Source organism: Burkholderia pyrrocinia, from assembly GCF_001028665.1.
GTDB classification, from domain to species: Bacteria; Pseudomonadota; Gammaproteobacteria; order Burkholderiales; family Burkholderiaceae; genus Burkholderia; species Burkholderia pyrrocinia.
On the sequence record NZ_CP011505.1, the window covers coordinates 376,150 to 402,455 of the forward strand.

The following is a 26,306-nucleotide window of genomic DNA, read 5'->3' on the forward strand; positions in this document are numbered from 1 at the left end:
GCCGGCCTCGATCTGAGTCTGGCGCAGTTTGCGCTGCTTTACCCAGAGCGATTCAACATCGGAATCTGAGTCCTAACCCGCCTCACACACGGAATTCCGGATACCTCCGAGTGCTGCCGCCGCTTCCCGCTCGCCTTCGGCGAGCAGCGTGAGCGCGCCCGCCGATTCGCGTCCGAAGTATGCGAGCAGGCCCCACGTGTCGCCTGCGTCGACTTTCGCCTCGCGCGCGAGCGACATGCACACGCAGCCGGCGCGCGGCGACGACTGACTTCACAGACCCTTCGCACGGTTCGTCCCTGCAGCAGTCCTGCCGAAATTTCCGGCAAGGCCGTCGCGCATCCATTTCCCGGAGGACACCATGCGATATCCATTGCAGCACGCCGACCGAGGCACGTCGGCGCTGCGTCGATCCGAACCCGAACCGCACGCACCGGCGCCGCGGGCGGACATCGAGGAGGTGTGAGCCATGAGCAACGAAGCCCTCGACCCCCTGCTGCGGCAGCTCGCAGAGAAGCGATTGGGACGGCCCCTCGAGCCGGGCGAAGAACAGGCGCTGCTGGAGCGGCTGCCGAGCAGGCACGGGAACCAGCCGGCGCCGGTCGCCGGCACGGCCGCGCAGGCGAGCGCCGCGAATCCGCCATTGCCGCGGTTGAAAACCCGGCAGGAGGCGCGCGAACAGGTCAAGCATTTTCTGCAGCTCAACCAGCAGAAGGCGTACGAGAAGATGCGCGGCATCCTGCAGACGATCGACGCGCAGAACGAGACGACCCTCGGCATGCTGGCGTCGGAACAGCAGAAAGTGTCCGGCGTACTCGACGCGCACGAGCCGCCGGGCGACGCGCAGGCATCCGGCGCGGCCGAGATCCAGGACAGCACCCGCCAGGCGCTGGCGATGATCGGCGAACAGCTGACGGGCCTCATCCGGCAGGAAATCGACACATGCTTCCGGCAATACGTCGATTCGCTCGTCGAACGGTTCGCTGTACGGCTCGACGCGATAGACGACCGGCTGCGAAGCGTCGGCGCCGGCCCGACCGAACGGTCCGAACCGGCCGCGCCGGGTGCTGCCGCCACCGCTGCCGTTCACGATACGCCGGGCCCAGCGTCCATGGAGTAGCACGCGGGGCATGCGGCTGAAGTCAAGCGGCCGAACGCGAAACCGGCCGGCCCCGATGTGCGATCTCTCAACTACGTGAATCAAGGAGCAAAAAATGGGTGATACGTGTCAAGTGTGCCAGGTCAATCCCGCGATTACCGATGCGGTCACGCAGGTCAACGTCAAGGTGGTCGCCGAAGCGCCGGCAATGGCGATGGGCTCGCTGTACCAGGCCCAGAGCCATTCGCTCAGCATCCTGTTCGAGAACGCGGTGCAGCAGCAGTCGCAGGCCGCGATCCAGTCGCAGACGTCGACGAACGTGGGGACGATGCAGCTCTACACGATCGGGCCGGAAAGCGCGGGCGCGGCCGCCACGGAAATCGGCGCGAACGGGATCATCTCCATTCTGGCCGACGTGATCGCGATCGGGAAGGCGATGCACCCCTAAGGCGCCGTCGCAACGCCGTGGTCGAGCGGCGGCGCAAGCGGCACGAGCCGCCCATGCCGCCGCCGTGCCGCGGATCCGCAGCACGGCCGCCGGCGCCTGAACAGCGGTGCCGCGCGGTGTTCCGGAGCAACCGACAGAACGGGCAGAGCCGATTCGATGCGGCGCCCGTTCGCAAACCAGGAGAAATACGATGGCTGATGATGCAAACGCGAACGCCAACGCCAACGCCAACGACACGAAGGACCCCTGCAACTGCAAGACTTGCGCGGTCAATGCCGCGATCACCGACGCGGTCACGCAGACCAACGTCAAGGTGGTGGGCGAAGCGCCCGCGATGGCGACGGGCTCGCTGTACCAGGCCCAGAGCCATTCGCTCAGCGTGCTGTTCGAGAACGCCGTGCAGCAGCAGTCGCAGTCCGCGGTGCAGCTGCCGACCTCGACGAACGTGGGCACGATGCAGCTCTACACGCTCGGGCCGGCAAGCGCCGGCGCCGCCGCGACGGAAATCGGCTCGAACGGCGTGCTGTCCGTGCTGGCTGACGTGCTCGCGCTCGGCAAGGCGCTCGTCTGACGCGTAACCCGGCGTCGACGCCGGGCGGCGGCCCCGATTTCCGCGGCTGCCGCCCGGCGCCTGTCGTCATGCCGACGCCCGCGACGGCGAGCGCTCGCGCGCACCGATGCTACCGACCGGCGCGCGTCGCCGACCGACCCATTCATGCTTTCGCCGTGACTGCACCGCAGCGGCGAGCAAACCAGGAGCAACGACATGCCGGAACAGGTTTCCGCCGCGATGACCGATGCGGTCACGCAAGCCAACGTCAAGGTGGTGGGCGAAGCGCCCGCCGTGGCCTTGGGCACGCTCATGCAGTCGAACAGCCATGCGTCCGCGATCCTGCTTCACAACGCGGTGCAGATGCAGGCGAACCAGGCGATGTCCAACCTCGCCGCCACGACCGTCGGCATCATGCAGCTCTATGCCGGCTCGCCGGCGGCGGCGGCCGGCGCGGCGCGCTCGGCGAACGACAACTTTGCGTCGCAACTGTCCGCCGTCGCGCAGTTGATGAACGCCATCGGCCACTGGCGCGGCTGACCTTCACCGCGCGCCGCGCAACCCGGCGCGCGCACCTTCCTCCCGCCGCCGCGCCGCGCGGCGCACGCGCTTGCCGGCGCGTCAATTGGCGTTGACGATGTGCCGAAGCTGCTCCGGTTTCTCGATCGTCACGCCGTGCTCGTGAAGCCGGATCAGGCCGTCGCGCTGCATCTTCTGCAGGCTGCTGTTCAATCGCGGCCGGCTGACGTTGAGCATCGCGGCGAGGATGCTCTGGTTCTCCGGCAGCGGCACCTCGAGATCGTTCCCTTGCATGCGGTTCAGCAGATGGCGCGCGAGCCTTGCTTCGAGCCGGTACAGGCACGCCGATTCGACGAAGTCGCTCAACTGGTGGATGTGCCGGCACAGCTGCTCGTGGATGCGGTCCATGAAATCCGCATTGGCCAGCAGCGGCGCGAAGTACTGGCGATGCAGCAGCGACACGCGGCAGTCGGGGCTCAACTGGGCGGTGAAGCTGCGCCGGTGGGCGCGAACCAGCGTGTTTTCGCCGATGAGTTCGCCCGGCAACGAGTGGCCGAGAATGATTTCGCGTCCGCCAGGTTCGTGCAGCGTCTTGTAGACGCGACCGCAGTGCACGAAGGCGACGAAATCTCCCGGATCGCCCTTGAAGAACAACAGGCGATTGCCGTGTTCGGGCCAGGGCGCGAGATGCCGTTCGATGTGAGCGAGAAGGCTTTCCGGAAGATCGGCGAGTATCGGTATATCGCACAGCGTTCGACCGTTAGCAAGGGCAGGCATGTTTTCCGTGCAAGGTTGTTTGACGATGCGGCCACCTAGCGAAAAACGTTGCCTTTTGCACTGCGTGAAAAATGGATGATGAAAATAACCAGATAATGGGAAAGCAGTCCCGAAATGGCTGTGCTTCGGCGCCAAGAACGTTTGATGGACCGGCATCGACAGCAGCGTGCCGGCGCGCGAACGCATCGCGACGGCAGTCGTTGTTTTTCATCGAAATGGCATTGTTCACGCTCGACAGCGCACCAGAAACGACGGATGAGGAGATGCCAGGGAATTAAAGTTTCCGTTCATAATAATCAACAAAATTTACATAAGCCGATTATCTTGATAACGGTGTTACGCGGGTAACAGCGCCATTCTGGGCATCGAATCGATTCTGTGTTTTCCATAAAAAAGGAAGGCACGGGATGACAACCTCGAACCAGCACGCTGTTTCGACGCCTGAGTCGCCGGCGCAGCAGCTCGATCACACGTGGCGGGAAATGCAGGGGAAATTGCGGCGCCGCGCGCGCCTGTTGTGCAAGGGCGATATTCACCGTGCCGACGAACTGCTCTCCGATACCGCACTCAAGGTCCACATTTACCTGCAGCGTTCGCCCGAGCGCGTTCGGAACCTGGCCGGCTTTCTCTTTCTGGCGCTGAACCATGCGTTCCTCGATGGCGCGCGCCGTCGTCTGCGCGAAAGCGGCATGCTCGAATTCGACCCGGGCTGGGACGACGATCACACCGTCGAGCTGGCCGGCCACGCGCCGTCGGTGGAGCAGCAACTGCTGCTCCGGCAACAGCTGCTGCGTCTCGAGCAGGTGCTGTCCACGCTCCCGCCGCAGCAGCAGATGCTGTTCACGCTGAAGTTCGAGGAGGACCGGCCCTACCTGCACATCGCGGCGACGCTCGGGATCAACGAGCCGCTGGCCAGAAAGCGCGTCGAGCTGCTGCGCAAGAAGTTGCGCGAGGAACTCGCCTGAGCGCGTTCACGAACGCGGGCACGCAGCGTTCCTAACGGCATGCGCGGCGTCGATGGCCTGCCGGCCCGCCGTTCCTTCAATCGCACGCCGGAGCCGAGATCCAAGGAGGCCTCGTGGCAGACAAAGTCAATGAGCAGGTTACCGACGCGCTGACGCAGACCAATGTCAACGTCGTCGCGGGCTCCCCGGCCCAGGCACTGGGCATGCTTTACCAGATGTTCAGCCAGGCGGTCGGCATCTCGGCGCAGAACATGACACAGCAGCAGGCGGCGCTGAACCAGATTTCGAACGCGGTCGTGTCGAAGGCGGTGGCCATGATCCTGTCCGTCGAAGCGTCGCCGAAGCCGCCCTCTGGCGGCGCGGCGCATGCCCCGACGGCCGGGCCGCAGACGGATTCCACGCATTAGCACGCGATGACTCTCGGGATACCTGAACCATGAACATGAAAGGCCTGTTGGGCGGACGCGGCGACGGCGCGCCGCAGACGCCGGGCGATACCGCAGACGCCGCCGACACCGCAGCCGAAGCAACGACGCCGGCCGAGGTTGCGCCGCACACCGCGGCGTCGAAGGCCGGCGCGCGCGCGTGGCCGGCCAACCGGCTGCGCAGGCTCACCGACGCGCTGAAGGCACCGAACCAGATCGCGGATGCGGCCGGGTCCGGCGGCTCGGCACTGCAGACCGTGCAAGCGATCAACGCGGAGGCTGCGTCCTACGCGACGACGCAGATCGCCGTCGGCCCGAACATGATGATCACGCAGGCAGGTGGTCTGGTTGCGCAGGCGGCGGCCAACTACTTCGAGGCGTCGACGTCGCTGGCGATCGCGGGCAAGAGCGTGCTGATGAAGGATCTGGCGCAGAAGACCATCGACGAGAACGAGCGCGGGATGGCGATGGATGCGGTGGGCCTGCTGTTGACGGACCTGTTCGTCGCGACCGCGGCGCTCGTCGCGGGTGCCGCGGAGGCGATCGAAGGGGAGGCCGCGAGCATCGCGCTCGACAAGATCGACGAGAGCCTGCAGAAGTATCAGGCGCTGCTGGACAAGAAGGGAACGTAGCGCGCGACCGCGCGCGCAGCGACAAAGAATCAATCGACACGACCCGCCGGGCTATCGGGCCCGATGCGGGATGTGAGCGGCGGGACCGATGCACGTCCGTTGTCTCGAACGCGCCGCGGCCCTGCCAGGCACCAGCAGTCCCATCGAGTCATGCGAGGAACCCATGCCCTACATCATTCAGAACGTACAAGGTCCCGCGCCGCTGGCGGTCGGCGAGCGCAACTGGGGAGATGCGACGGAAATCGATTTCGGCGCGATGACGAGCTGCATCGCGCTCGTCGAGCAGACGCCGGGCCAGCCGGCGTCGGTGCGCGCAATCCACCTGTCGATCGTCAGCGGCGACGGCACGCCGGTCTACGATCCGGCGTCGAACGTGGCCGGACAGGTCGACACGATCATGCAGCAGAACGGCAACCTGCGCGCGTGCCTCGGGCGTATCGACCTCTGGCAGGCCAGCCAGTCGCCGGAGTTGCAGGATTTCTTCGCCGGGCTGATGCAGGGCCTCGACATGACGACCTGGGTGCAGTTGCCGGACGGCAACCTGCGGGTGCGGATCAACGGCGGCGTGATCCAGTATCAGCAGGGCACCGGCGCGTGGACCGACGCGTAGCCGGCGCGACCCGGTGCAGTACGGGCGCGTCGTCCTGCGCCGCTCGCCGCCCGCGCCACGCCCAGCTTTTTGCTCGTCAACACCAACAAAAATCATCATTTCGCCTCCGGCGGTGTGTCAGCAGAATGTCTCCATTCCAACTCGTGCGACAGCAAGACCATCGCAGCGAGCCGCACTTCAGAAGGAGACAGCCGTGGCAGTCGAAACAACCTCAATCGATACGCTCGTCGTCGGCGCCGGGCAGGCCGGCGTGGCCATGAGCGAGCACCTGGGCAAGCTGGGCGTTCCGCATCTGGTGCTCGAGCGCAGCCGCATCGCCGAACGCTGGCGCACGGGGCGCTGGGATTCGCTGGTCGCGAACGGTCCCGCGTGGCACGACCGCTTCCCGGGGCTCGAATTCGACGGCCTCGATCCCGATGCGTTCGCATCGAAAGACCAGGTCGCTGACTACTTCGAAGCGTATGCGCGGAAATTCAACGCGCCGATCCGCACCGGTGTCGAAGTGAAGAACGTCGTGCGCAATGCGGGCAAGCCGGGCTTCATCGTCGAAACATCGGACGGCACGATCGACGCGAACCGCGTGGTCGTCGCGACGGGGCCGTTCCAGCGGCCTGTCATTCCGCCGATCGCGCCGGACGACGCGCGTCTCGTGCAGATCCATTCCGCCGACTATCGCAACCCGGGCCAGCTCCCGGAAGGCGCGGTGCTGGTGGTCGGCGCGGGTTCGTCCGGCGTGCAGATCGCCGACGAGCTGCAGCGCGCGGGCCGGCAGGTTTACCTGTCGGTCGGGCCGCACGATCGTCCGCCGCGCGCGTATCGCGGCCGCGACTTCTGCTGGTGGCTCGGCGTGCTCGGCGAATGGGACAAGGAAGTCGCGACGCCCGGCCGCGAACACGTGACGATCGCGGTGAGCGGCGCGCGCGGCGGTCATACGGTCGATTTCCGCAAGCTGGCGAACCAGGGCGTGACGCTCGTCGGGCTGACGAAGTCGTTCGACGGCGGCGTGGTCACATTCGAACGCGATCTCGCGATCAATCTCGCGCGCGGCGACGACAACTACCTGTCGCTGCTCGACGCGGCTGACGCGTATGCGGTGCGCAACGGCCTCGACCTGCCGGAAGAACCCGAAGCCCGCGACATCCTGCCGAACCCCGAATGCGTCGCGCATCCGATCCTCTCGCTCGACCTCGCCGGCGCCGGCGTCTCGTCGATCGTCTGGGCGACCGGCTATGCGGTCGACTACGGCTGGCTGAACGTCGACGCATTCGCGGAGAACGGCAAGCCGCAGCACCAGCGCGGCGTGTCGAAGGAGCCGGGCATCTATTTCCTCGGGCTTCCGTGGCTGTCACGGCGCGGCTCCAGCTTCATCTGGGGCGTGTGGCACGACGCGCGGCACATCGCCGATCACATCGCGACGCAGCGCACCTACCTCGAATACCACGACGCATCGCAGCACCGCTCGACATCGCGCCCGGAGCAGGACGGCGCCGCGGCGCGCGCCGACGCGCAGCCGCTTGCCGACGCGGTGAACTGACCGAACGCATGCTGCCTGCCGCGCCGCGTTCGCGTCCGGTGCGGCGGCGTGACCATTGACGACTGAAGGATTTCGATGAGCCAACCCACCCATACCCGTATCCGCATGTTCAACACGAAGGATACCTATCCGAACCAGACGCTCGACAACGACCTGTGCCAGGCCGTGCGGGCCGGCAACACCGTCTACGTGCGCGGCCAGGTCGGCACCGATTTCGACGGCAACCTGATCGGCCTTGGCGACGCGCGCGCGCAGGCCGGGCAGGCGATGAAGAACGTCAAGCAGTTGCTGGAGGAAGCCGGCAGCGACATCACGCATATCGTGAAGACGACGACCTACCTGATCGACCCGCGTTACCGCGAGCCCGTGTACCAGGAAGTCGGCAAGTGGCTGAAGGGCGTGTATCCGATCTCGACGGGGCTCGTCGTGTCCGCGCTCGGCCAGCCGCAGTGGCTGATGGAGATCGACGTGATCGCGGTGATCCCGGACAACTGGCAGCCGCACCGCGCATAGGAGGCGACATGACTTTCTCCATCGTCGGGCGCTGCCCGGAAACGGGCCAGCTCGGGATTGCGATCAGCTCGTCGAGTATCGCGGTGGGCGCGCGCTGCCCGTGGGTGCGCGCGGGCGTGGGTGCCGTCGCGACGCAGAACATCACGCTGCCGGCGCTCGGCCCGCAGATTCTCGACCTGATCGAGCACGACCAGCTCGCGCCCGCCGCGGCGCTCGATCGCGCGCTCAGCGCGAACGGCTGGAGCCAGTACCGGCAGGTCACGGTGATCGACGGGCAAGGGCAGACGGCGTGCTTCACCGGCAAGGAAGCGCTCGGCACGCATCACGCGGTGAAGGGCGAGCAATGCGTGGCGGCCGGCAACCTGCTGGCCGCGCCGGCCGTGATCGACACGATGGTCAGTGCATTCGAACAGGCGCCCGGCGTGCTCGCCGATCGCCTGCTGGCCGCGATGCACGCGGCAATGGCAGCCGGCGGCGAGGCGGGGCCGGTGCATTCGGCCGCGCTGAAGGTGGCCGGCGACGTGACCTGGCCGGTGGTCGACCTGCGCGTCGACTGGGCCGATGCCGACCCGATCGGGCAGCTCGACACGCTGTGGCGCGCGTATCGCCCGCAGATGCAGGACTACCAGACCCGCGCGCTGAACCCGACCGCCGCACCGAGCTACGGAGTGCCGGGCGATGAGTGATACGTCGAGCCGCGCGCTGCTCGAACGGCTGACCGCGTTCGCGACGGTCAGCCGCGATTCGAATCTCGAGATGATCGAGTTCATCCGCGACTATCTCGCGGGCTTCGGCGTCGCGAGCGAACTGTTCTACAACGCGGAACGCACGAAGGCGAGCCTGTACGCGACGATCGGGCCGCGCGATCGCGGCGGCATCGCGCTGTCGGGCCATACGGACGTGGTGCCGGTCGACGGGCAGGCGTGGACGGTCGAGCCGTTCCGGCTGACCGAGCGCGACGGTCGCCTGTACGGCCGCGGCACGGCCGACATGAAGGGTTTCATCGCTTCGGTACTCGCGGCCGTACCGACGTTCGTCGCACGGCCGCTGAGCGTGCCCGTGCATCTCGCGTTCTCGTACGACGAGGAAATCGGCTGCCTTGGTGTGCGGCCGATGCTCGCGGAACTGGCCGCGCGCGAGCACCGGCCGCGCCTGTGCCTGATCGGCGAGCCGACCGAACTGAAGCCGGTGCTCGGTCACAAGGGCAAGCTCGCGATGCGCTGCCACGTGAAGGGCGCCGCGTGCCACTCGGCGTACGCGCCGTCGGGCGTCAACGCGATCGACTATGCGGCGAAGCTGATCGGCCGGCTCGGCGAAATCGGCGCGGCGCTCGCGCGGCCCGAACGGCACGACAGCCGCTTCGATCCGCCGTTCTCGACCGTGCAGACGGGGCTGATCAAGGGCGGCCGCGCGCTGAACATCGTGCCGGCCGAATGCGAGTTCGATTTCGAGGTGCGTGCGCTGCCGGACTTCGATGCGCACGACGTGCCGAGGAAGCTGCAGGACTATGCGGAATCCGAACTGTTGCCGAGAATGCGCGCGGTGCAGCCCGATACCGATATCCAGCTGCAGCCGCTGGGTGCGTATCCGGGGCTCGCGACCGCGCCGGATAGCGAAGCCGCGCGCCTGCTCGCGATGCTGAGCGGGTCCGACGCGTTCGGCACGGTCGCGTTCGGCACCGAGGGCGGGCTGTTCGGGCAGGCCGGCATTCCGACCGTGGTGTGCGGGCCCGGCAGCATGGACCAGGGGCACAAGCCCGACGAGTTCGTCACGCTCGAACAACTGCACGGATGCGACGCGATGCTGGGCCGTCTGGTCGCGCATCTTTCCGCGGCCGCCTGAACGGGCTGCCGATACTGCCGACACGCACGCGCCCGTCCTGCGGCGCGTGCGTTTTCTGCTTCGTTATCGCGCCGATTCCGCGACGATCTGCGCGAGCCGCTCGCGGCAGAAATCGACGAACGACTGCGCCTGCTTGGTGAGCTGCCCGCGTTTCAGGCGCGCGCTCACGAGCCCCGACGGGCTCACCGTTTCGCTGAGGCCGATCGTCACGACGCGCCGGCCGTCGTACGTGTATTCCGAATGCGGGCGCGTGACGAGCAGCGAGAAACCGAAGCCCTGGCCGACCATCCCGCGCACCATCTCGATCGACGGCGAGCCGAACACGATGTTCGGCGTCAGCCCGAGCTCATGAAACAGGCTGACGAAATACGTGCGGCTCGGCTGCACGTCGAGCAGGATCATCGGTTCGACGCAAAGATCGCGTAGCGACACGTGCGGCTGGCCCGCGAACCGGTGGTTCTCCGGCAGCAGCACGTACGGCTGCTGCGGCGGCATCAGCGGCTCGGTTTCGATCGTGCCGTCGAGATCGTGGTCGTACATCAGCGCGAGATCGAACGTGCCGGACGTCAGGCCCTGCACGAGTTCCTGCTGGTCGCCGTCGCGCAGCCGGATGTTGACGCCCGGGTAGCGCTCGCGAAACCCCGCGATCAGTTGCGGCAGATAGAGCGGCGCGACCGTCTCGAAGCAGCCGATGTCGATCTGCCCGGTGATCACGTCGTTGTCGGCGAGCGCGTTCTGTTCGAATTCATGCGCGATGCGCAGCAGCTCCTGCGCTTTCCGGTAGAAACGCGTGCCGCTCGGCGTCAGCGACACGCCCTGCGCGTGATGGCGGATGAACAGCTTCACGCCGAAGCTTTCCTCGAGCCCCTTGATCGCGCTGGAGATCGACGGCTGCGCGATGAAGAGCTGGCGCGACGCCTCGGCGACGCTGCCGGATTCCACCGTCGTCACGAAGTACTTCAGTTGCCGCAAAGTGTAGTGAGCCACAAGCACCTCTGATGCCCGGCCCCCGGCGTGGCGCCGCGGGCGCATTCTGTCCATGGTTTCGCGTAGCACCTTACCCGAAGACCGCCGGCGCCGAAATTTCCGCTGCAGAGCTTTTTCGTATGTCCCGGAAATATTTTTAGTATTTTCCGGCCCCGGCGCGCGTGGCGCACCATCGTCTCCAATCCGGATCACAACGAGGCTGCGCGTGTGCCGGCGGGATATGTCATCCGTCCCCGCCTGCCGAGCATCCTCTGCCTCGGCCGACACCGCCGCGCGTGCACGCGGCGCGTCGTCGCTCGCGTATCCGGACCCGATTGCAGGCGCGCACCCCATCGCGCGCCGGCTGAAACGGCAAGCGCGCATCGCCGCGCAGGACAGGAGACTTCACCATGACGAACGTGGACCGCAACGCGTCCCCGATGATAGAGAAACACACGATCGGCTACGTGCCGCCCGCGGAACGCCACGGCAAGGTGCGCGACCTGTTCACGCTCTGGTTCGGCGGCAATATCGCGCCGCTGCCGATCGTGACCGGCGCGCTCGGCGTGCAGCTGTTTCACCTGAACCTGATGTGGGGCATCGTCGCGATCGTCGTCGGCCAGGCGGTCGGCGGCGTGCTGATGGCGCTGCATTCCGCGCAGGGGCCGCAGATGGGCATCCCGCAGATGATCCAGAGCCGCGCGCAGTTCGGTTCGTGGGGTGCGCTGCTCGTCACGGTGATCGCGGCCGTGATGTACGTCGGTTTCTTCGCGTCGAACATCGTGCTCGCCGGCAAGTCGGTGCACGGCATCGCGTCGTCGGTGCCGGTGCCCGTCGGCATCGTGATCGGCGCGGTGGGCTCGGGGCTGATCGGCATCGTCGGCTACCGCTTCATCCATATCCTGAACCGCATCGGTACATGGGTGCTCGGCATCGGCATTCTCGTCGGCTTCTGGATGATCCTCACGCACGTGACGACCGACGATTTCCTGACGCGCGGCGGCTTCAACTTCGCGGGCTGGCTCGCGACGGTGTCGCTGTCGGCGTTGTGGCAGATCGCGTTCGCGCCGTACGTATCGGACTATTCGCGCTATCTGCCGGAGGATGCCGGCGTTGCGTCGACGTTCTGGGCGACCTACCTCGGCTGCACGATCGGCTCGACGCTCGCGTTCATCTTCGGTTCGGTCGCGGTGCTCGCGGTGCCGGCCGGCGCGGACACGATGGATGCGGTCAAGCAGGCGACCGGCCCGCTCGGCCCGCTGATGCTCGTGCTGTTCCTGCTGAGCGTGATCAGCCACAACGCGCTGAACCTGTACGGCGCGGTGCTCGCGGTGATCACGTCGGTGCAGACGTTCGCCTACAAGTGGATTCCGACTGCGAAGACGCGCGCTGTGGTGTCGGTCGTGATCTTCGTGGCGTGCTGCTACGCGGCGATCGGCGCGTCGACGAACTTCGTCGGCAACCTCGTCGATCTCGTGCTCGCGCTGCTGGTCGTGCTCGTGCCATGGACGGCAATCAACCTGATCGACTTCTACGTGATCCACAAGGGCAAGTACGACATCAAGTCGATCTTCATGGCGGACGGCGGCATCTACGGCCGTTTCAATCCGCAGGCGCTGCTCGCGTATGCGATCGGGATCCTCGTGCAGATTCCGTTCATGAACACGCCGATGTATGCGGGCCCGATTCCCGCGCATCTCGGCGGCGCGGACCTGTCGTGGCTCGTGGGGCTGCTGCTGACGTCGCCGCTGTACTACTGGCTCGCATCGCGCGACAGCGCGTATCGGCGCCGGCAGGGCAGTGCGCATCTGCCGCCGACGGCAGCGCAGTAAGCGGGCCGCAGTTCGAAGCGGAGCAGGAAGAGTGGGGCCGCCGCAGCGGTGGCGATGCGGCGGCCCGTGGAAGTATGTCGATATGACGAGGGCAGGCTCGCGGCGGATGAAGCACCGCAAGCCTGCCCGCGCATCACGCGACCGCCGATCGCTCGACGCGCACCGGCACCGACTTGTACGACGGCGTGCCGCTTTCCTTGTCGATGTAGTCGAGCGGCACGAGCACGTTCGCTTCCGGGTAGTACGCGCCGACCGAACCCGGCGCGATGTCGTACTCGATCGCGGTGATCTTCTCGAGACGCAGCGTCCGGCCCGACGCGGTGATCGTTTCGATGTCGACGAGGTCGCCGTGTTCGAGCCCGTACTTCGCGAGATCCGCCGGGTTCATGAACAGCACGTCGCGCCGCCCGAACACGCCGCGATAGCGGTCGTCGAGCCCGTAGATCGTCGTGTTGTACTGGTCGTGGCTGCGCAGCGTGATCAGCCGCAGCACATGCTCGCCGCCGAGCACTTCCGCGTCTTCCGCGACGCCCTTGTACACCGAGAACATCGCCTTGCCGGTCGCCGTGGGCCACACGCGCTCGGTGGGCGGCAGCGGCAGCCGGAAGCCGCCCGGCGTGCGGATGCGCTCGTTGAACGCCTCGAAGCCGGACACCGTGCGGTCGATCAGGTCGCGGATGCGGTCGTAGTCGGCGATCAGGTCGAGCCACGCGACCTTGCTGTTCGGCAGCGTCGCATGCGCGATCCCCGCGACGATCGCGGGCTCCGAGCGCAACTGGTCGGACGCCGGCTTGAGCTTGCCGGCCGACGCGTGGACCATCGACATCGAATCCTCGACGGTGATCGATTGCCGGCCGCTCGCCTGCATGTCGAGCTCGGTGCGGCCGAGCACGGGCAGGATGAAGGTTTCCTTCCCGACCAGCAGGTGCGAGCGGTTCAGCTTCGTGCCGAGGTGCACGCTCAGGTCGAGCTTCGCCATTGCCGGGAACGACAGCTCGGGATCGGGCAGCGCGACCGCGAAGTTGCCGCCGAGGCACAGCAGCGCCTTCGCGCTGCCGTCGACCATCGCCTGCATCGCCTGCACGGCGTCATGCCCGTGATGCGCGGGCGGCGTGAAGCCGCACACATCCTCGATCTTCTTCAGGAACTCGGCCGACGGCTTCTCGGTGATGCCGACCGTGCGGTTGCCCTGTACGTTCGAATGGCCGCGCAGCGGGCACACGCCGGCGCCGGGCTTGCCGATGTTGCCGCGCATCAGCAGCAGGTCGGCGATCAGGCGTACGGTTGCGGTGCCCTTGTTGTGCTGCGTGACGCCCATCCCGTACGTGACGATCGTCGCGTTCGACTTCGCGTAGGCGAGTGCGACCTGTTCGAGCTGCGCCTGGCTGAGGCCGCTCGCGCGCTCGATGTCGTCCCACGACGTGACCTGCAGGTCGGCCGAGAACGCGTCGAAGCCGTTGGTGTGCTGCGCGATGAAGTCGCGGTCGAGCACGTCGCCGCGCTCGGCTTCGAGCTGCAGCAGCGCCTTCATGATGCCCTTCAGCGCGGCTGCGTCGCCGCCCGCGTCGAGCTGGTAGTACGTCGACGCGATCCGCGTCGAGCCGAACGACGCCATCTCGATCATGTCCTGCGGATCCGCGAAGCGTTCGAGCGCGCGCTCGCGCAGCGGATTGAACACGATGATCGGCACGTTGCGCCGCGAGCATTCGTGCAGCGTGCCCATCATCCGCGGGTGGTTCGTGCCCGGGTTGTGGCCGATCGAGATGATCAGCTCGCAGTGGTCGAAATCCTCCAGCGACACGGTGCCCTTGCCGATGCCGATCGATTGCGGCAGGCCGACGCTGGTCGGCTCGTGGCACATGTTCGAGCAGTCGGGGAAGTTGTTGGTGCCGAGTTCGCGTGCGAACAACTGGTACAGGTACGCGGCTTCGTTCGACGCGCGGCCCGACGTGTAGAACTCGACCTGCTCGGGCGGCAGCGCGCGCAGCACGTCGCCGATGCGCGCGAACGCGTCGTCCCATTCGATCGCGCGGAACGTGTCGGTCGCGCGATCGTAGACGAGCGGATGCGTGAGCCGGCCCATGTTCTCCAGTTCGTAGTCCGACATGCGCAGCAGCGACGACACCGTGTTCGCCGCGAAGAACTCGGGCGTCACGCGCTTGGTCGTCGCTTCCCACGTGACGGCCTTCGCGCCGTTCTCGCAGAACTGGAACGTCGACTTGTGTTCCTTGTCGGGCCATGCGCAGCCGGGGCAGTCGAAACCGTCGGGCTGGTTGGTCCGCATCAGCACGATCGGCGCCTCGATGGTTTCCATCTGCGTGCGAACGGCCTCGGCTGTCGCGCGAAGCGCGCCCCAACCGCCGGCGGGCCCATCGTACTTCCTGATGCCTGGCACTTCGCGTCGATTTGTCATGAGAATCTCCAAGAGCCGGGCCCGGTGCGGGCGGCTCGGGTTGCGCCGTGTCGCGGCGTGGTGCGGCTCCGTCCGTCGGACGGAGCAGGTCATGCGTGCCCCGGGGTACAGGGCAGGCGGGGTTTCAGTGCGCGTCCTTCTTCGCGCCGGACGACTTCTTGGCCGAAGATTTCGCGGTGGGCGGCGGCACGTCGGCAGGCGCAGCGCCGTCCTTCGCTTCGCCGGATGCGTTGGCGGCCGCGTTGCCGTTCGGTTTCGCCTTGCCGTCGGCGTCTTTCTTCGCGTCCTTCGTGTCCTTCGCTTCAGGCGCGGCGAGCTTGTCGAACTTCACTTCGTCGCTGTCCTTGTCGTAGTCGACCTCGACGCGGTCGCCCGATTTCAGCCGGTCGGCGAGGATCTCCTTCGCGAGCTTGGTCTCGATGGTCTGGCGGATCTGGCGCTTCAGCTCGCGCGCGCCGAACTCGGGCTGGTAGCCGGCTTCGGTCAGGTGCTCGACGAGCGCATCGCCCATCACGAGCGTGATGTCCTGCGCTGCGGCCGTGCGCACCACGCGGTCGAGCTGAATCTGCACGATCGCGCGGATGTTCTCCTTCGACAGCGCGTGGAAGACGATCACCTCGTCGATCCGGTTCAGGAACTCGGGGCGGAAATGGCCCTTCAGCACCTGCATCAGCTCGTCGCGGATCGCCTTGTCGGTCTTGCGCGCGGCTTCCGGCTGCGTCAGGTTGTCCATGATGATCGCGGCGCCGAGGTTGCTCGTCGCGATGATGATCGTGTTGCTGAAGTCGACCACGCGGCCCTTGCCATCGGTCAGGCGGCCGTCGTCGAACACCTGCAGCAGCACGTTGTAGACGTCCGGGTGCGCCTTCTCGATCTCGTCGAGCAGGATCACGCTGTACGGGCGGCGCCGCACGCGCTCGGTGAGCTGGCCGCCTTCGTCGTAGCCGACGTAGCCGGGCGGCGCGCCGATCAGCCGCGCGACCGCGTGCCGTTCCATGTACTCGGACATGTCGATGCGGATGATCGCCTGCTCGTCGCCGAACACGGTCTCGGCCAGTGCCTTCGCGAGCTCGGTCTTGCCGACGCCCGTCGGCCCGAGGAACAGGAACGTCGCGATCGGCCGGTGCGTCTGGCCGAGCCCCGCGCGCGACAGCCGCACGGCATCGCTGACGGCCACCACCGCGTCGCTCTGGCCGACCACGCGCTCGCGCAACTGCTCCTCCATCTTCAGCAGCTTCTGGCGCTCTTCCTGCGTGAGTTCGGACACGGGGATGCCGGTCAGCCGCGACACGACCTCGGCGACCGATTCGACCGTCACCTCGAGCGTTTCGGAACCGGTCTTGCGCTGCCACGCCTCCATCTTTTCGTCGACCGCCTTCTGCTTCGCGTTGATCTGCTCCTCGAACTGCTTCGCTTCGTCGAAGCGCTTGCGCGACGTCGCGTAGTCCTGCTCGCGCTTCAGTTGCGCGATCTGCGCTTCGCCTTCCTGGATGTCGACCGGGCGCGACGTCGCGCCGATCCGCACGCGCGCGGCGGCCTGGTCGATCAGGTCGATCGCCTTGTCGGGCAGGAAGCGCGACGTGATGTAGCGGTCGGCGAATTCCGCAGCCGCGACGAACGCGTCGTCGGCGAACGTCACCTGGTGGTGCGCCTCGAGGCTGTCGCGCAGCCCGCGCAGGATCACGATCGTCTGCTCGACGCTCGGCTCCGGCACGAACACCGGCTGGAAGCGCCGTTCGAGCGCGGCGTCCTTCTCGATGTACTTCTGGTATTCGTTGAGCGTCGTCGCGCCGATCAGGCTCAGCTCGCCGCGCGCGAGCGCGGGCTTCAGCACGTTCGCGATGTCGAGGCCGCCTTCGCCGCCGCCCTGGCCCGCGCCGACGATCGTATGCAGCTCGTCGATGAACAGGATCAGTTCGTCCTGCTTCGCGGTGACTTCGTCGATCAGCTGCTTCGCGCGCTCCTCGAATTCGCCGCGATACTTGGCGCCGGCCACCATCGAGTTGATGTTGACCTCGACGAGCCGCTTGTTGCGCAGCACCTCGGGCACGTCGCCGTTGACGATCCGCTGCGCGAGCCCTTCGACGATCGCCGTCTTGCCGACGCCCGGCTCGCCGATCAGCACCGGGTTGTTCTTCTTGCGGCGCGCGAGCACTTCGATCGTGCTCTCGATTTCCTGCGCGCGGCCGAGCACCGGGTCGAGCTTGCCCTGGCGCGCGATCGCGGTGAGGTCGCGGCCGAACTTGTCGAGGTTCGGCGTGCCGGTCGGTGCATCGACGCGGCCATCCTCGGCGCCCTTGCCGACCACCTTCACGACCTTCTGGCGCAGCGCCTCGGGCGTCACGCCGTATTTCTTCAGCAGCGTGCCGGCGATGCTGTCCGGCACCGATGCGAGCCCGATCAGCAGGTGCTCGGGGCCGATATACGAGTGGCCGAGATCGCGCGACGCCTGGAACGCGTATTGCACGGCTTTCTTCACGCGCGGCGAGATCGACAGCTTGTCGAGCGGCGCATCGGGGGCGGCCGTGCCGGTGTGCGCATGCTCGTCGATATACGACTTGATGTCCTGCGGCGACAGCTTCAGTTCCTTCAGCAGCGCGGCGCACACGTCGGTGTCCGCGAGCGCGTAGAGCAGGTGTTCGGAGTCGAGTTCGCTGCGGCGCAGCTCGTGCGCCTTCTCGGCCGCGCGCTGCAGCAGTTCGAGCGTCTGTTCGCTGAACGCGTCGGTCGGGTCGACCGATTCGCGCGGCACCTCGGCGGCGAGCGGCGATTCGTCACCGAGCTCGCCGAACAGCGACGACGAGCCGCCGCCGCCCAGCAGCGAATCGAACGGGTTCAGCATGCTCTGATGCCGCATCAGCTGACGGAAGTGGTAATCGCAAATCGAGATCGTCTTGCGCTCGCCGTCCTGCATCACGGTTGCGCGCGCGACGGCCGGCCGGGCGTGGCAGATATCGCAAAGTGCGGGCATGGTGGTCTGGCTCCTGTCGGTGAAGGTGGATCGAAGGGTGAAGTCCCGATGCGATGCGGCGCTCGCACGTCCCGACCGCGAACATGCGACGTGCGGCGCGGCGGTGCGCGTGCGGCGCCCGCGCTGTCGCGCAGCGCGCGCCGGCGTATCACACGGTCGCGGTCGGGGCGGGAAGCGCGAGTGCTGCGAGGAGCCCACGGCATCGCTTCGACTGCGTTCAAAATAGCGAATCGGCGGGGGCCATCCAAGACACAGTTCCACATCGGACCGACCGCGAATTGCACCCTCACATGCGCGCGCGCACGAGGGGCAAGGAGTACAGACGGGCGCGCACGCGGCGGCACGGGCATGCGCGGCATGCGCCGCGTGCGGTGACTGGAGGCAGGGAGGAGCGGAACGAGAACGGAGCGCGGTGCGACATCGGCGCGCAGGGCGCCGGTTGCCGGCAAACGGACGGTGATGCGGGTAGACCAGCGCGGCAGAAGTGCCGCAGTGCGAGCGCGCGCGCCGGTGGCGTGCGCGAACCGGTCATGGCCGGCCACGCGCGCACCGCAGCCGATGCGCGCGTGGCGGCCAAGGGAGAGGTCGGGTTGCACGGTACGGGCCGGACATGGCGCCAACCGTGGCGAACCGCGATCAGTCGGACAGTTTCATCGCGAGCCGCTGCCGGGCGATCTGCTTCACGTCTGTTGCGAGTGCCGCATTCGGCAGACCATTGGCCCAGACGGAGAACGAATCCTCGATCAGGTTGCGCGTGTCGGGCGGCAACTCAGCCAGCATCAGCGACACGACGGTAAACAACACGGCGGTGTCGCCGGCCTCGCTGCCCGCGTTCGCGTCGACCGTCTTCTTCAGGCTGTCGACCGACGCTTGCAGTGTCTGCAGTGCATCATTCGTATCGCTCATGACAATCTCCATGCAAGATGGGTTCGATCGGCGACGAACATGCGGCCGGCAGCGCGGCAGGTCGCGCGCGACGCCCGGGCGGGCAGCGCGCGCAGGCAACTGCTGTCAGGCCGCCGGATTGCCCTGCGGCGCCACGGCCACCGATGCTTCGCTCGTCAGCATCAGGAACGTGAACGTCTCGCGCAGGTACAGGCGGACGGCCTTGTCGGTATGGCTCGTGTAGCCGATCGATACGTCTTCCCCGAGGTGCAACGCGTAATCGCCGCCGCGCATCGACAGCACGCAGCCGCCGCTGAGCGCCGGCGCCCAGATGATCTCGCCGCTGACGATCCGCTTGATGTGGCCGAGGACCGGATAACCCTGGTCGCGCGCCTCGCTGAGCGCGGTATACGCGTCCGAGCCGAGCACCACCGAGTACGGGCCGTCGACGCCCGCAAGCCGCAGCGCTTCGAGCGCGTCGCTGATCGCGTCCGGGTACGCGCTGACGTCCGCCGGCAGCGTGAGCTTGCGGTTCGACGTGCCTTCGCGAATGCCGACGATGCCGGCCGCCGGGTAGCCGTCGAAAATCGCGTTGTCCTCGGCGAACGCGAGCCGCTGCGCGGCCTCCTTCGCCGGTTGCCAGTCGGCATCGCGCGCGCCGCGCTCGACGCTGTCGATCGCATCGCGGCTCAACTCGAACGGCACCGTCAGCTCGACGATCGTGCGGACCTCGCGCAGCCGCGCGTTCACGTGCTCGCGCGGCGCGCTGACCTCCACCAGGTGCCCGGTGCCGACGGCCGACAGCTCGGGGCCTTCGGGGCCGTCGACGTCGACGACGCGGCGGCCGGCCACCGATCGTTTGAAGGTGCGCGCCACTTCCTCCTCGATTTGTTCCCAGGCGGACGACGAGATCGGGGCGAGTTCGCGGTGCAGGTTATTCATAGGCTTGGGTTCCTTTCAGCGAGCCGATTTTCAGCGAGCCGTCGCGCTGCGGCGCGGACGACGAGGATTCCGGTTGCACGGCGTCGGCGGCCGGCGCCGCGCGATCGGCGAGCGCTTCGAGCAGGTCGGTCGACGGTACGAAGAACAGCGAGCCGGTGACCGCGCGGCTGTAGTCGAGCAGGCGGTCGTAGTTGCCGGGCGGGCGGCCGACGAACATGTTCTCGAGCATTTGCTCGATCGGCGCCGGCGAGCGCGCATAGCCGATGAAATAGGTGCCGAATTCACCGGCGCCCGGGCGCCCGAACGGCATGTTGTCGCGCAGGATCTTCACTTCCTGGCCGTTCTCGTCGAGCGTGGTCAGCGAGCTGTGCGAACACGACGGCTTCACGTCCGGCGCGAGCTCGATGTCGGACAGCTTGGTGCGGCCGATGATGCGCTCCTGCGTCTCGACCGCGAGCGCGTTCCAGCCGGCCATGTCGTGCAGGTACTTCTGCACGATCACGTAGCTGCCGCCGGCAAATTCCGCGTCTTCATCGCCGATCACCGTGAAGTCGACCGCCTCGCGGCCTTCGGGGTTCTCGGTGCCGTCGACGAAGCCGATCATCGCGCGCTGGTCGAAATTGCGGAAGCCGTGCACCTCGTCGACGACCGTGACTGCGCTGCCGAGCGCGCCGAGCAGTTGCGTCGCGAGTTCGAAGCACAGGTCCATCGCTTCGGCGCGGATGTGCAGCAGGATGTCGCCCGGCGTCGCGACCGCGACGCGCTGCCCGGCGCCGAATTCGCGGAACGGATGCAGCGACGCGGGGCGCGGGTCGCCGAACAGCGTATCCCACGCGTCGGCGCCGAAGCCGCACACGCAGGTCAGGTTGCCGCCCGGCACGCGCTTGCCGACCGAGCGCACGAGCGCGGCGATGTCGCCGCACCATGAACGGATCGTGTCGGCGTGATCGGCACCGGGATTGATCGTCGCCACGAGGAAGATCGCGCTGCGCGTGATCGTGCTGTGAACGGCCTGGGAGAGTGGGGGAGGTGTCTGCATCGCGGCCTGCCGGTCAGTCATGTCGGAACGGACGGGCCGCGGCTGCCGCGGCGCGCGAAGGCGAACGGTTGAACTGTGTCATGCGACTGTTCTCTTTGTGACATGCGGATGAAGGACGTTGCGCGCGCATCGCGCAACGGGCCGCAGCAGCAGCGGCCGGCCGCCCGGCGCGTGACCTGCGCGCACCGCGTAACGTCGTCGAGCATGCAATCTAGCAGCTTCGGCGGGGCTTTGCACTGGTATCGCCAATCTGTCATTCGAATGCGTCAAACGGGGCCGGATTTTGCGCGTGGCCCGCGCAGCTGTACTCCTGGCATGCGCGGCGCTGTGCTCTTGAGCGTGCGTGCAGCGTGCAGTAGATTAGGTCCCGCTGCGCCGCCGACGAGGAGCGTCACCATGAACCTGCTGGAAGCGATGCGTGTTTATGTCGCGGTGGTCGAGCATGGCGGCCTGTCCGGCGCCGCGTCCGAACTGAAGCTCGGCGACGCGCAGGTGAGCGAGCGGATCGACTGCCTCGAACGGTATCTCGGCTGCCGGCTGCTGCTGTGCCGCGAGCACGACGACGTGGCATGTACCGACGCGGGCGTCGCGTTCCACGTGTGCTGCCGCCGGACGTTGTCCGCGGTCGAGCAGGCGACCGGCGTGGCCGGTGCGGCTCGCAAGCCGGTGCCGGATGCGCTCGATGCCGCGCATCGCAGTGCGCTTTGCGCCGATTTCGTGCCGCCCGGCACCGCTCATCCATCGTCACACCGACAGTCACCTTGAATACGTCTACCGTTTCCTGTTCGCCGTCCGAGCGCATCCGTCGCCGTTTCGGCCATTTCCTTCACGCGGCCGAACTGGCCGGGCTGGTCGTGATCGGGCTCGCGACCGCGTTTGCGATGACGCAGGAAGCGTGGAAGGTCGTGCTCGCGGGCGAGGTGTCGCTGACCGACCTGCTGCTGATGTTCCTGTATCTGGAAGTGCTCGCGATGAACGTGCGCTACCTGCGGCTCGGCCGGCTGCCGGTGCGGTTTCCTCTGTTCATTGCGATGACGTCGCTCGCGCGCGACCTGATCCTGCGCGGCGCGACGGATAGCCCCGAGCGGATGCTGATGACGACCTTCGGTATCGTGCTGCTCGCGGTGGGCGTGCTGATCCTGAGTTTCGGTCAGCATCGTTTCCCGGCCGATGTCGACGATGTCGAAGAGGACGCGCATGTGGGCCGGTGACGCGCGAACGATATGCACCCTATCTCTACAGGGAGGGGCAGGATGAGCACGCATTCCGTCGAAACGAAGCAGGCGATCGAATTGCAGCAAGCGTCGTCGGATGCCTACCGGCTGGCGCGCGACGTGCGTGACGCCGATACGGCGCGCACACGTGCGCAGTCCGTCGTCGCGATGCAGCTGGCGGCCGCGCAAGCGTATGTCGATGCGGCCCGGGCACGTGAAGCGGCAACAGGCATCTGAATTGAACACCGGGGTGCCCGCGCACCGCGCGTGCGTGGTCCCGGACCGTCGTGCCGTGCGATGTGCGGCAGCCGCGTATGTCCATCTACACGAGAGAGGTGTCGAATGACCAAGCAACTGATCGTCGCCGTGTTCGGCAGCGTCGACACGGCCCGCCACGCCGCGAACGATTTCGACGCGCTGTCGGAGAAGAATGAAGGATTCCACATCGAGAACGGCGTCGTCGTCGAAAAGGACGCGTCCGGCAAGCTCGCGGTGCTCGACGCCGAATCGCGGCCGTTCAAGGGCGGCGTGATCGGCGCGATCGCGGGCGGCCTGCTCGGCATGCTCGCCGGGCCGCTCGGCGTGATCACCGGCATGGCGGCCGGCGCGGGCGCCGGCATTCTCGCGGAAGCGGCCGGCAACGCGCTGCTCGACGGCACGTTCGTCGAGACGGTGGCCGCGCGGCTCGTGCCCGGCAGCGTCGCGATCATTCTCGAGGCGAAGGAAGCCACGCCGTTCTCGGTCGACAACGTCGTGACGGGATTCGGCGGCAAGGTCTTCCGCCAGTCGCTCGGCTGAGCGCCGCCTTCCTACCGCTTCCGGAGAACAGCATGCGCATCGATCAATCGTACCGTCGCTTCGACATCGCGGCGACGCTGTCGCCGCTGCCCGGCAACCGCGCGATCGCGACCGTCGACGTGACGACCGCCGATCCGGCCCGCATCGCCGATCTCGGCACCGGCTACTTCCTGCAGATCCGCAAGTGGGTCGAGTCGAACGACGTCGAGCAGCTGACGGTGGTGTTCGACGAGTGCAAGGTTGCGATCGACCACTACGCGGACAACGTCGACGACGCTTGAGCGCACGCGGGCTCGCACAGCGCAGCGCGCTCGGCAGCCGTGCGAGTGCACGGCCGCTTGCAACGGCATGCAACCGAGCTTCGCATCGCGTCAGGTCAGCCGATACGATTGCGCACCCGTTCCCGCGAGCGTGCCGCCGTCGACGATCAGGTATTCGTTCCGGATCGGCTTGCCGTCGAACCAGCATTGCAGGATTTCCAGCGTGCCGGCCGCATAACGCGCCTGAGCGGACAGCGACGTGCCCGAGATGTGCGGCGTCATCCCGTTGAACGGCATCGTGCGCCACGGATGGTCGGCCGGCGCCGGCTGCGGAAACCACACGTCGCCGCCGTAGCCCGCGAGATGCCCGGACGTCACGGCACGCACGACCGCGTCGCGGTCGACCAGCTTCGCACGCGCGGTGTTGACCAGGTATGCGCCGCGCTTCATCCGCGCGATCATCGCCGCGTCGAACAGGTGCTCGGTCGACGGGTACAGCGGAATCTGCAGGTTCACGATATCGACGGCACCTGCGAGCGACGCGGCATCGGCGTGATACGTGAGCGCGAGTTCCTTCTCGATCGGGGCGTCGAGCCGGTGCCGCTGCGTGTAGTGCAGATGCAGCCCGAACGGCTTCAGCCGGCGCAGCACCGCGAGGCCGATGCGCCCCGCGCCGACCGTGCCGAAATGCATGCCTTCGACGTCGTAGCTGCGCGACACGCAATCGGCGATGTTCCAGCCGCCTTGCTGCGCGACCGCATGCGACGGCAGGTAGTTGCGCACCAGCGCGAGCGTCGTCATTACCACGTGCTCGGCGACGCTGATGCTGTTCGAGCCGGTGACTTCGGCGACGGTGATGCGTGCGCGCGCCGCGGCGTCGAGATCGACGTGATCCGAGCCGATGCCGGCCGTCAGCGCGAGCTTCAGCTTCGGCGCGCGGGCGATCCGTTCGGCCGTCAGGTACGCGGGCCAGAACGGCTGCGAGATCACCACGTCCGCGTCGGGCAGCCGGCGCTCGAACTCGGAGTCGGGGCCGTCCTTGTCGCTCGTCACGATCAGCGTGTGACCGTGCGCCTCCAGATAGCCGCGCAACCCGAGCGCGCCGGACACCGAGCCGACGAGTTCGCCGGGCCGGAAGCCGAGGGGGCCGGCCGGCGTCGGCGCGGTTTGTCCGTCGGCGTATTGCGTGATGACCGGAATCGCGTCGCGCACGTAGCGCGGCGGATAGCCGTCGACGGGATCGGGGTAGAGCACGCACAGGACGGTGGCCATCGGAAGCGCTCCTGGTGACGGAATGAAGGCGGGGCGGCATGCGGATTGCGCGGGCCGCGCGGAAGTCCGGACGCGCTGCGGCCGGCGTGTTGCGCCGCAACGTTGCTGACGTTCTACGCCGGTCATGGATCGCGTACAAGCTACAGTCGATGTTTGCGTGCGCTGCGGGGCGTCTGTGCCTGTTCTTTTCATGAGGGACGCCGATAATGGGATCGTTACCTGACTTTGCGGGAGCGACGTCATGTCCGGAAGCGACTCCTCGTCTTCACCCCCCGATCTCGCGCAGGGCATCGCGCTCGACGATCTCGCCGACGGCGCGATGATCGAGGGCCATGTCGGCGACGCAGCGGTGCTGCTCGTGCGTCGCGCCGACGAACTGTTTGCCGTGGGTGCGCACTGCACGCACTACGGCGCGCCGCTGGCCGACGGCCTGCTGGTCGGCGACACGATCCGCTGCCCGTGGCACCACGCGGCGTTCTGCCTGCGCACCGGCGCCATGCTGCGTGCGCCGGCGCTCGACGGGCTGCCGTGCTGGCGCGTCGAACGCCGCGACGGTCGCGCCGTCGTGCTCGATGCGCGGCCGGCCGCCGCACCGCCTGCGCTGAATGCGGCCGGGTTGCCTGCATCGGTGGTGATCGTCGGCGGCGGCGCCGCGGCGATCGCAGCCGCCGTGACGCTGCGGCAGGAAGGCTATCCGAATCCAGTCACGCTGTTGAGTGCCGACCGCGATCCGCCGTACGACCGGCCGAATCTGTCGAAGGACTATCTCGCGGGCACGGCCGACGCCGACTGGCTGCCGCTGCGCGCGCCGTCGTTCTACAGCGAGCATCAAATCGACGTGCGATGTGACACGCGTGTCGCACGGATCGATCCCGCGCAGCATGCGGTCGAGCTGGCGGACGGCAGCCGCGTCGAATACGGCGCGCTGCTGCTTGCAACGGGCGCCGAACCGAACCGGTTGACCGTGCCCGGTGCCGACTTGCCGCACGTATGCGTGCTCCGCTCGCGTGCCGACTGCGATGCGCTGATCGGCAAGCTGAAAACGGCGCGCCGTTGCGTCGTGATCGGCGCGAGCTTCATCGGGCTCGAAGTGGCCGCTGCATTGCGCACGCGCGGGCTCGACGTGCATGTCGTCGAGCCCGACGCGCAACCGATGGCGCGCGTGCTCGGCGAAGCGCTCGGCGGCACGATCAAGGCGCTGCACGAATCGCATGGCGTCGTGTTCCATCTCGGCGCGACGCCTGCGCAGATCGCAGCGGACAGCGTGACGCTGTCGACCGGCGACGTGCTGCCGGCCGATGTCGTGGTGGTCGGCATCGGCGTCCGTCCGAACGTCGCGCTCGCGCAGGACGCGGGTCTTGCCGTCGAGCGCGGCGTGACGGTCGACCGTTTCCTGCAGACGAGTGCACCCGACATCTACGCGGCCGGCGACATCGCACGCTGGCCCGATCCGCTGACGGGTGAGCGCATTCGCGTCGAGCACTGGGTCGTCGCCGAGCGGCAGGGCATCGTCGCGGCGCGCAACATGCTCGGGCAGCAGCGGCCGTTCGACGCGGTGCCGTTCTTCTGGAGCCAGCATTACGACATGACGGTCAACTATGTCGGGCATGCGGAGCGATGGGATCGCGTCGAGATCGACGGCGACCTCGGCGCGCACGACTGTTCGATCGCGTACTGGCGCGGCGACACGCGGCTCGCGGTCGCGACGATCGGCCGCGATCTCGTCAGCCTCAACGCGGAAGCGGCATTCGAGGGGCAGATTGCCGCCGCGTGACAGCGGCCCGGCGACATGATTCGAACCAG

General features: G+C 67.4%; 28 protein-coding genes. 19 read left to right on the forward strand and 9 right to left on the reverse strand.

Annotated features, from left to right (window positions below; genetic code table 11):
- Window positions 1–72: 72 nt before the first annotated feature.
- Window positions 73–237, reverse strand: coding sequence for a hypothetical protein (locus ABD05_RS38440; RefSeq protein ID WP_162489614.1), 165 nt, complete (start codon window positions 235–237; stop codon window positions 73–75).
- 229 nt (window positions 238–466) lie between these two features.
- On the opposite strand from ABD05_RS38440, the gene ABD05_RS31880 reads away from it, so the two are divergent.
- From ABD05_RS31880 to ABD05_RS31895, 4 genes are all read left to right on the forward strand, one after another.
- On the forward strand, window positions 467–1,117 hold the full coding sequence (locus tag ABD05_RS31880; protein WP_047904152.1) for a hypothetical protein: 651 nt from the start codon (window positions 467–469) through the stop codon (window positions 1,115–1,117).
- Between the two features lie 94 nt (window positions 1,118–1,211).
- Window positions 1,212–1,544, forward strand: a complete 333-nt coding sequence (locus ABD05_RS31885) for a RebB family R body protein (RefSeq protein ID WP_047904153.1) — start codon at window positions 1,212–1,214, stop codon at window positions 1,542–1,544.
- A gap of 190 nt (window positions 1,545–1,734) precedes the next feature.
- Entirely contained in the window at window positions 1,735–2,115 is a 381-nt protein-coding gene (locus ABD05_RS31890) for a RebB family R body protein (protein WP_047904154.1), read from the forward strand.
- A 195-nt stretch (window positions 2,116–2,310) separates the two neighbouring features.
- On the forward strand, window positions 2,311–2,634 hold the full coding sequence (locus ABD05_RS31895; RefSeq protein WP_047904155.1) for a RebB family R body protein: 324 nt from the start codon (window positions 2,311–2,313) through the stop codon (window positions 2,632–2,634).
- An 81-nt stretch (window positions 2,635–2,715) separates the two neighbouring features.
- Here ABD05_RS31895 and ABD05_RS31900 read toward each other — a convergent pair whose 3' ends face one another.
- A complete protein-coding gene (locus ABD05_RS31900) occupies window positions 2,716–3,576 on the reverse strand; it encodes a Crp/Fnr family transcriptional regulator (RefSeq protein WP_238594228.1) in 861 nt (286 codons plus the stop codon).
- Between the two features lie 221 nt (window positions 3,577–3,797).
- On the opposite strand from ABD05_RS31900, the gene ABD05_RS31905 reads away from it, so the two are divergent.
- The 8 genes from ABD05_RS31905 (at window position 3,798) to argE (ending at window position 9,911) form a co-directional block, all read left to right on the forward strand.
- Entirely contained in the window at window positions 3,798–4,355 is a 558-nt protein-coding gene (locus ABD05_RS31905) for an RNA polymerase sigma factor (RefSeq protein ID WP_047904157.1), read from the forward strand.
- 113 nt (window positions 4,356–4,468) lie between these two features.
- Window positions 4,469–4,762: a RebB family R body protein gene (locus ABD05_RS31910; protein ID WP_047904158.1), complete on the forward strand. Its 294-nt coding sequence runs from the start codon at window positions 4,469–4,471 to the stop codon at window positions 4,760–4,762.
- Between the two features lie 29 nt (window positions 4,763–4,791).
- On the forward strand, window positions 4,792–5,412 hold the full coding sequence (locus ABD05_RS31915; protein WP_047904159.1) for a hypothetical protein: 621 nt from the start codon (window positions 4,792–4,794) through the stop codon (window positions 5,410–5,412).
- A 163-nt stretch (window positions 5,413–5,575) separates the two neighbouring features.
- Window positions 5,576–6,022: a hypothetical protein gene (locus ABD05_RS31920; protein WP_047904160.1), complete on the forward strand. Its 447-nt coding sequence runs from the start codon at window positions 5,576–5,578 to the stop codon at window positions 6,020–6,022.
- A 193-nt stretch (window positions 6,023–6,215) separates the two neighbouring features.
- Window positions 6,216–7,556, forward strand: a complete 1,341-nt coding sequence (locus ABD05_RS31925) for a flavin-containing monooxygenase (protein WP_047904161.1) — start codon at window positions 6,216–6,218, stop codon at window positions 7,554–7,556.
- A 75-nt stretch (window positions 7,557–7,631) separates the two neighbouring features.
- Window positions 7,632–8,069, forward strand: a complete 438-nt coding sequence (locus ABD05_RS31930; protein WP_047904162.1) for a RidA family protein — start codon at window positions 7,632–7,634, stop codon at window positions 8,067–8,069.
- Between the two features lie 8 nt (window positions 8,070–8,077).
- The gene (locus tag ABD05_RS31935; protein ID WP_047904163.1) at window positions 8,078–8,755 is read left to right on the forward strand and encodes a DUF1028 domain-containing protein; all 678 of its coding nucleotides are present in this window, start codon (window positions 8,078–8,080) and stop codon (window positions 8,753–8,755) included.
- Window positions 8,748–9,911: an acetylornithine deacetylase gene (gene argE, locus ABD05_RS31940; protein ID WP_047904164.1), complete on the forward strand. Its 1,164-nt coding sequence runs from the start codon at window positions 8,748–8,750 to the stop codon at window positions 9,909–9,911. The genes ABD05_RS31935 and argE overlap by 8 nt, the downstream gene beginning before the upstream one ends.
- Window positions 9,912–9,974: 63 nt before the next feature.
- Here the strand turns inward: argE and ABD05_RS31945 are convergent, their stop codons facing one another.
- Window positions 9,975–10,898, reverse strand: a complete 924-nt coding sequence (locus tag ABD05_RS31945; RefSeq protein ID WP_047904165.1) for a LysR substrate-binding domain-containing protein — start codon at window positions 10,896–10,898, stop codon at window positions 9,975–9,977.
- A 389-nt stretch (window positions 10,899–11,287) separates the two neighbouring features.
- Between ABD05_RS31945 and ABD05_RS31950 the strand changes: the two genes are divergently transcribed.
- Entirely contained in the window at window positions 11,288–12,709 is a 1,422-nt protein-coding gene (locus tag ABD05_RS31950) for a purine-cytosine permease family protein (RefSeq protein WP_047904166.1), read from the forward strand.
- Between the two features lie 133 nt (window positions 12,710–12,842).
- Here the strand turns inward: ABD05_RS31950 and ABD05_RS31955 are convergent, their stop codons facing one another.
- From ABD05_RS31955 to ABD05_RS31975, 5 genes are all read right to left on the reverse strand, one after another.
- On the reverse strand, window positions 12,843–15,122 hold the full coding sequence (locus tag ABD05_RS31955; RefSeq protein WP_047904167.1) for an FdhF/YdeP family oxidoreductase: 2,280 nt from the start codon (window positions 15,120–15,122) through the stop codon (window positions 12,843–12,845).
- Window positions 15,123–15,246: 124 nt separating this feature from the next.
- A complete protein-coding gene (locus tag ABD05_RS31960) occupies window positions 15,247–18,093 on the reverse strand; it encodes an ATP-dependent Clp protease ATP-binding subunit (RefSeq protein WP_047904168.1) in 2,847 nt (948 codons plus the stop codon).
- 636 nt (window positions 18,094–18,729) lie between these two features.
- The gene (locus tag ABD05_RS31965; protein WP_047904658.1) at window positions 18,730–18,999 is read right to left on the reverse strand and encodes a hypothetical protein; all 270 of its coding nucleotides are present in this window, start codon (window positions 18,997–18,999) and stop codon (window positions 18,730–18,732) included.
- Between the two features lie 105 nt (window positions 19,000–19,104).
- Window positions 19,105–19,920, reverse strand: a complete 816-nt coding sequence (locus tag ABD05_RS31970) for a family 1 encapsulin nanocompartment shell protein (RefSeq protein WP_047904169.1) — start codon at window positions 19,918–19,920, stop codon at window positions 19,105–19,107.
- Entirely contained in the window at window positions 19,913–20,980 is a 1,068-nt protein-coding gene (locus ABD05_RS31975; protein WP_047904170.1) for a Dyp-type peroxidase, read from the reverse strand. The genes ABD05_RS31970 and ABD05_RS31975 overlap by 8 nt, the downstream gene beginning before the upstream one ends.
- A 375-nt stretch (window positions 20,981–21,355) precedes the next feature.
- Here ABD05_RS31975 and ABD05_RS31980 point away from each other — a divergent pair, with 375 nt between their 5' ends.
- From ABD05_RS31980 to ABD05_RS32000, 5 genes are all read left to right on the forward strand, one after another.
- Window positions 21,356–21,724, forward strand: a complete 369-nt coding sequence (locus ABD05_RS31980; protein WP_082146310.1) for a LysR family transcriptional regulator — start codon at window positions 21,356–21,358, stop codon at window positions 21,722–21,724.
- The gene (locus ABD05_RS31985) at window positions 21,721–22,170 is read left to right on the forward strand and encodes a phosphate-starvation-inducible protein PsiE (RefSeq protein WP_047904171.1); all 450 of its coding nucleotides are present in this window, start codon (window positions 21,721–21,723) and stop codon (window positions 22,168–22,170) included. The genes ABD05_RS31980 and ABD05_RS31985 overlap by 4 nt, the downstream gene beginning before the upstream one ends.
- A 42-nt stretch (window positions 22,171–22,212) precedes the next feature.
- Entirely contained in the window at window positions 22,213–22,410 is a 198-nt protein-coding gene (locus ABD05_RS31990) for a hypothetical protein (RefSeq protein WP_047904172.1), read from the forward strand.
- Between the two features lie 105 nt (window positions 22,411–22,515).
- The gene (locus ABD05_RS31995) at window positions 22,516–22,971 is read left to right on the forward strand and encodes a DUF1269 domain-containing protein (protein WP_047904173.1); all 456 of its coding nucleotides are present in this window, start codon (window positions 22,516–22,518) and stop codon (window positions 22,969–22,971) included.
- Window positions 22,972–23,003: 32 nt separating this feature from the next.
- Complete coding sequence (locus ABD05_RS32000) at window positions 23,004–23,252, forward strand: hypothetical protein (RefSeq protein WP_047904174.1); 249 nt, start codon at window positions 23,004–23,006, stop codon at window positions 23,250–23,252.
- A gap of 90 nt (window positions 23,253–23,342) precedes the next feature.
- Here the strand turns inward: ABD05_RS32000 and ABD05_RS32005 are convergent, their stop codons facing one another.
- Window positions 23,343–24,503, reverse strand: coding sequence for an NAD-dependent formate dehydrogenase (locus ABD05_RS32005; protein ID WP_047904175.1), 1,161 nt, complete (start codon window positions 24,501–24,503; stop codon window positions 23,343–23,345).
- A gap of 241 nt (window positions 24,504–24,744) precedes the next feature.
- Between ABD05_RS32005 and ABD05_RS32010 the strand changes: the two genes are divergently transcribed.
- Window positions 24,745–26,277: an FAD-dependent oxidoreductase gene (locus ABD05_RS32010; RefSeq protein WP_047904176.1), complete on the forward strand. Its 1,533-nt coding sequence runs from the start codon at window positions 24,745–24,747 to the stop codon at window positions 26,275–26,277.
- Window positions 26,278–26,306: the final 29 nt, after the last annotated feature.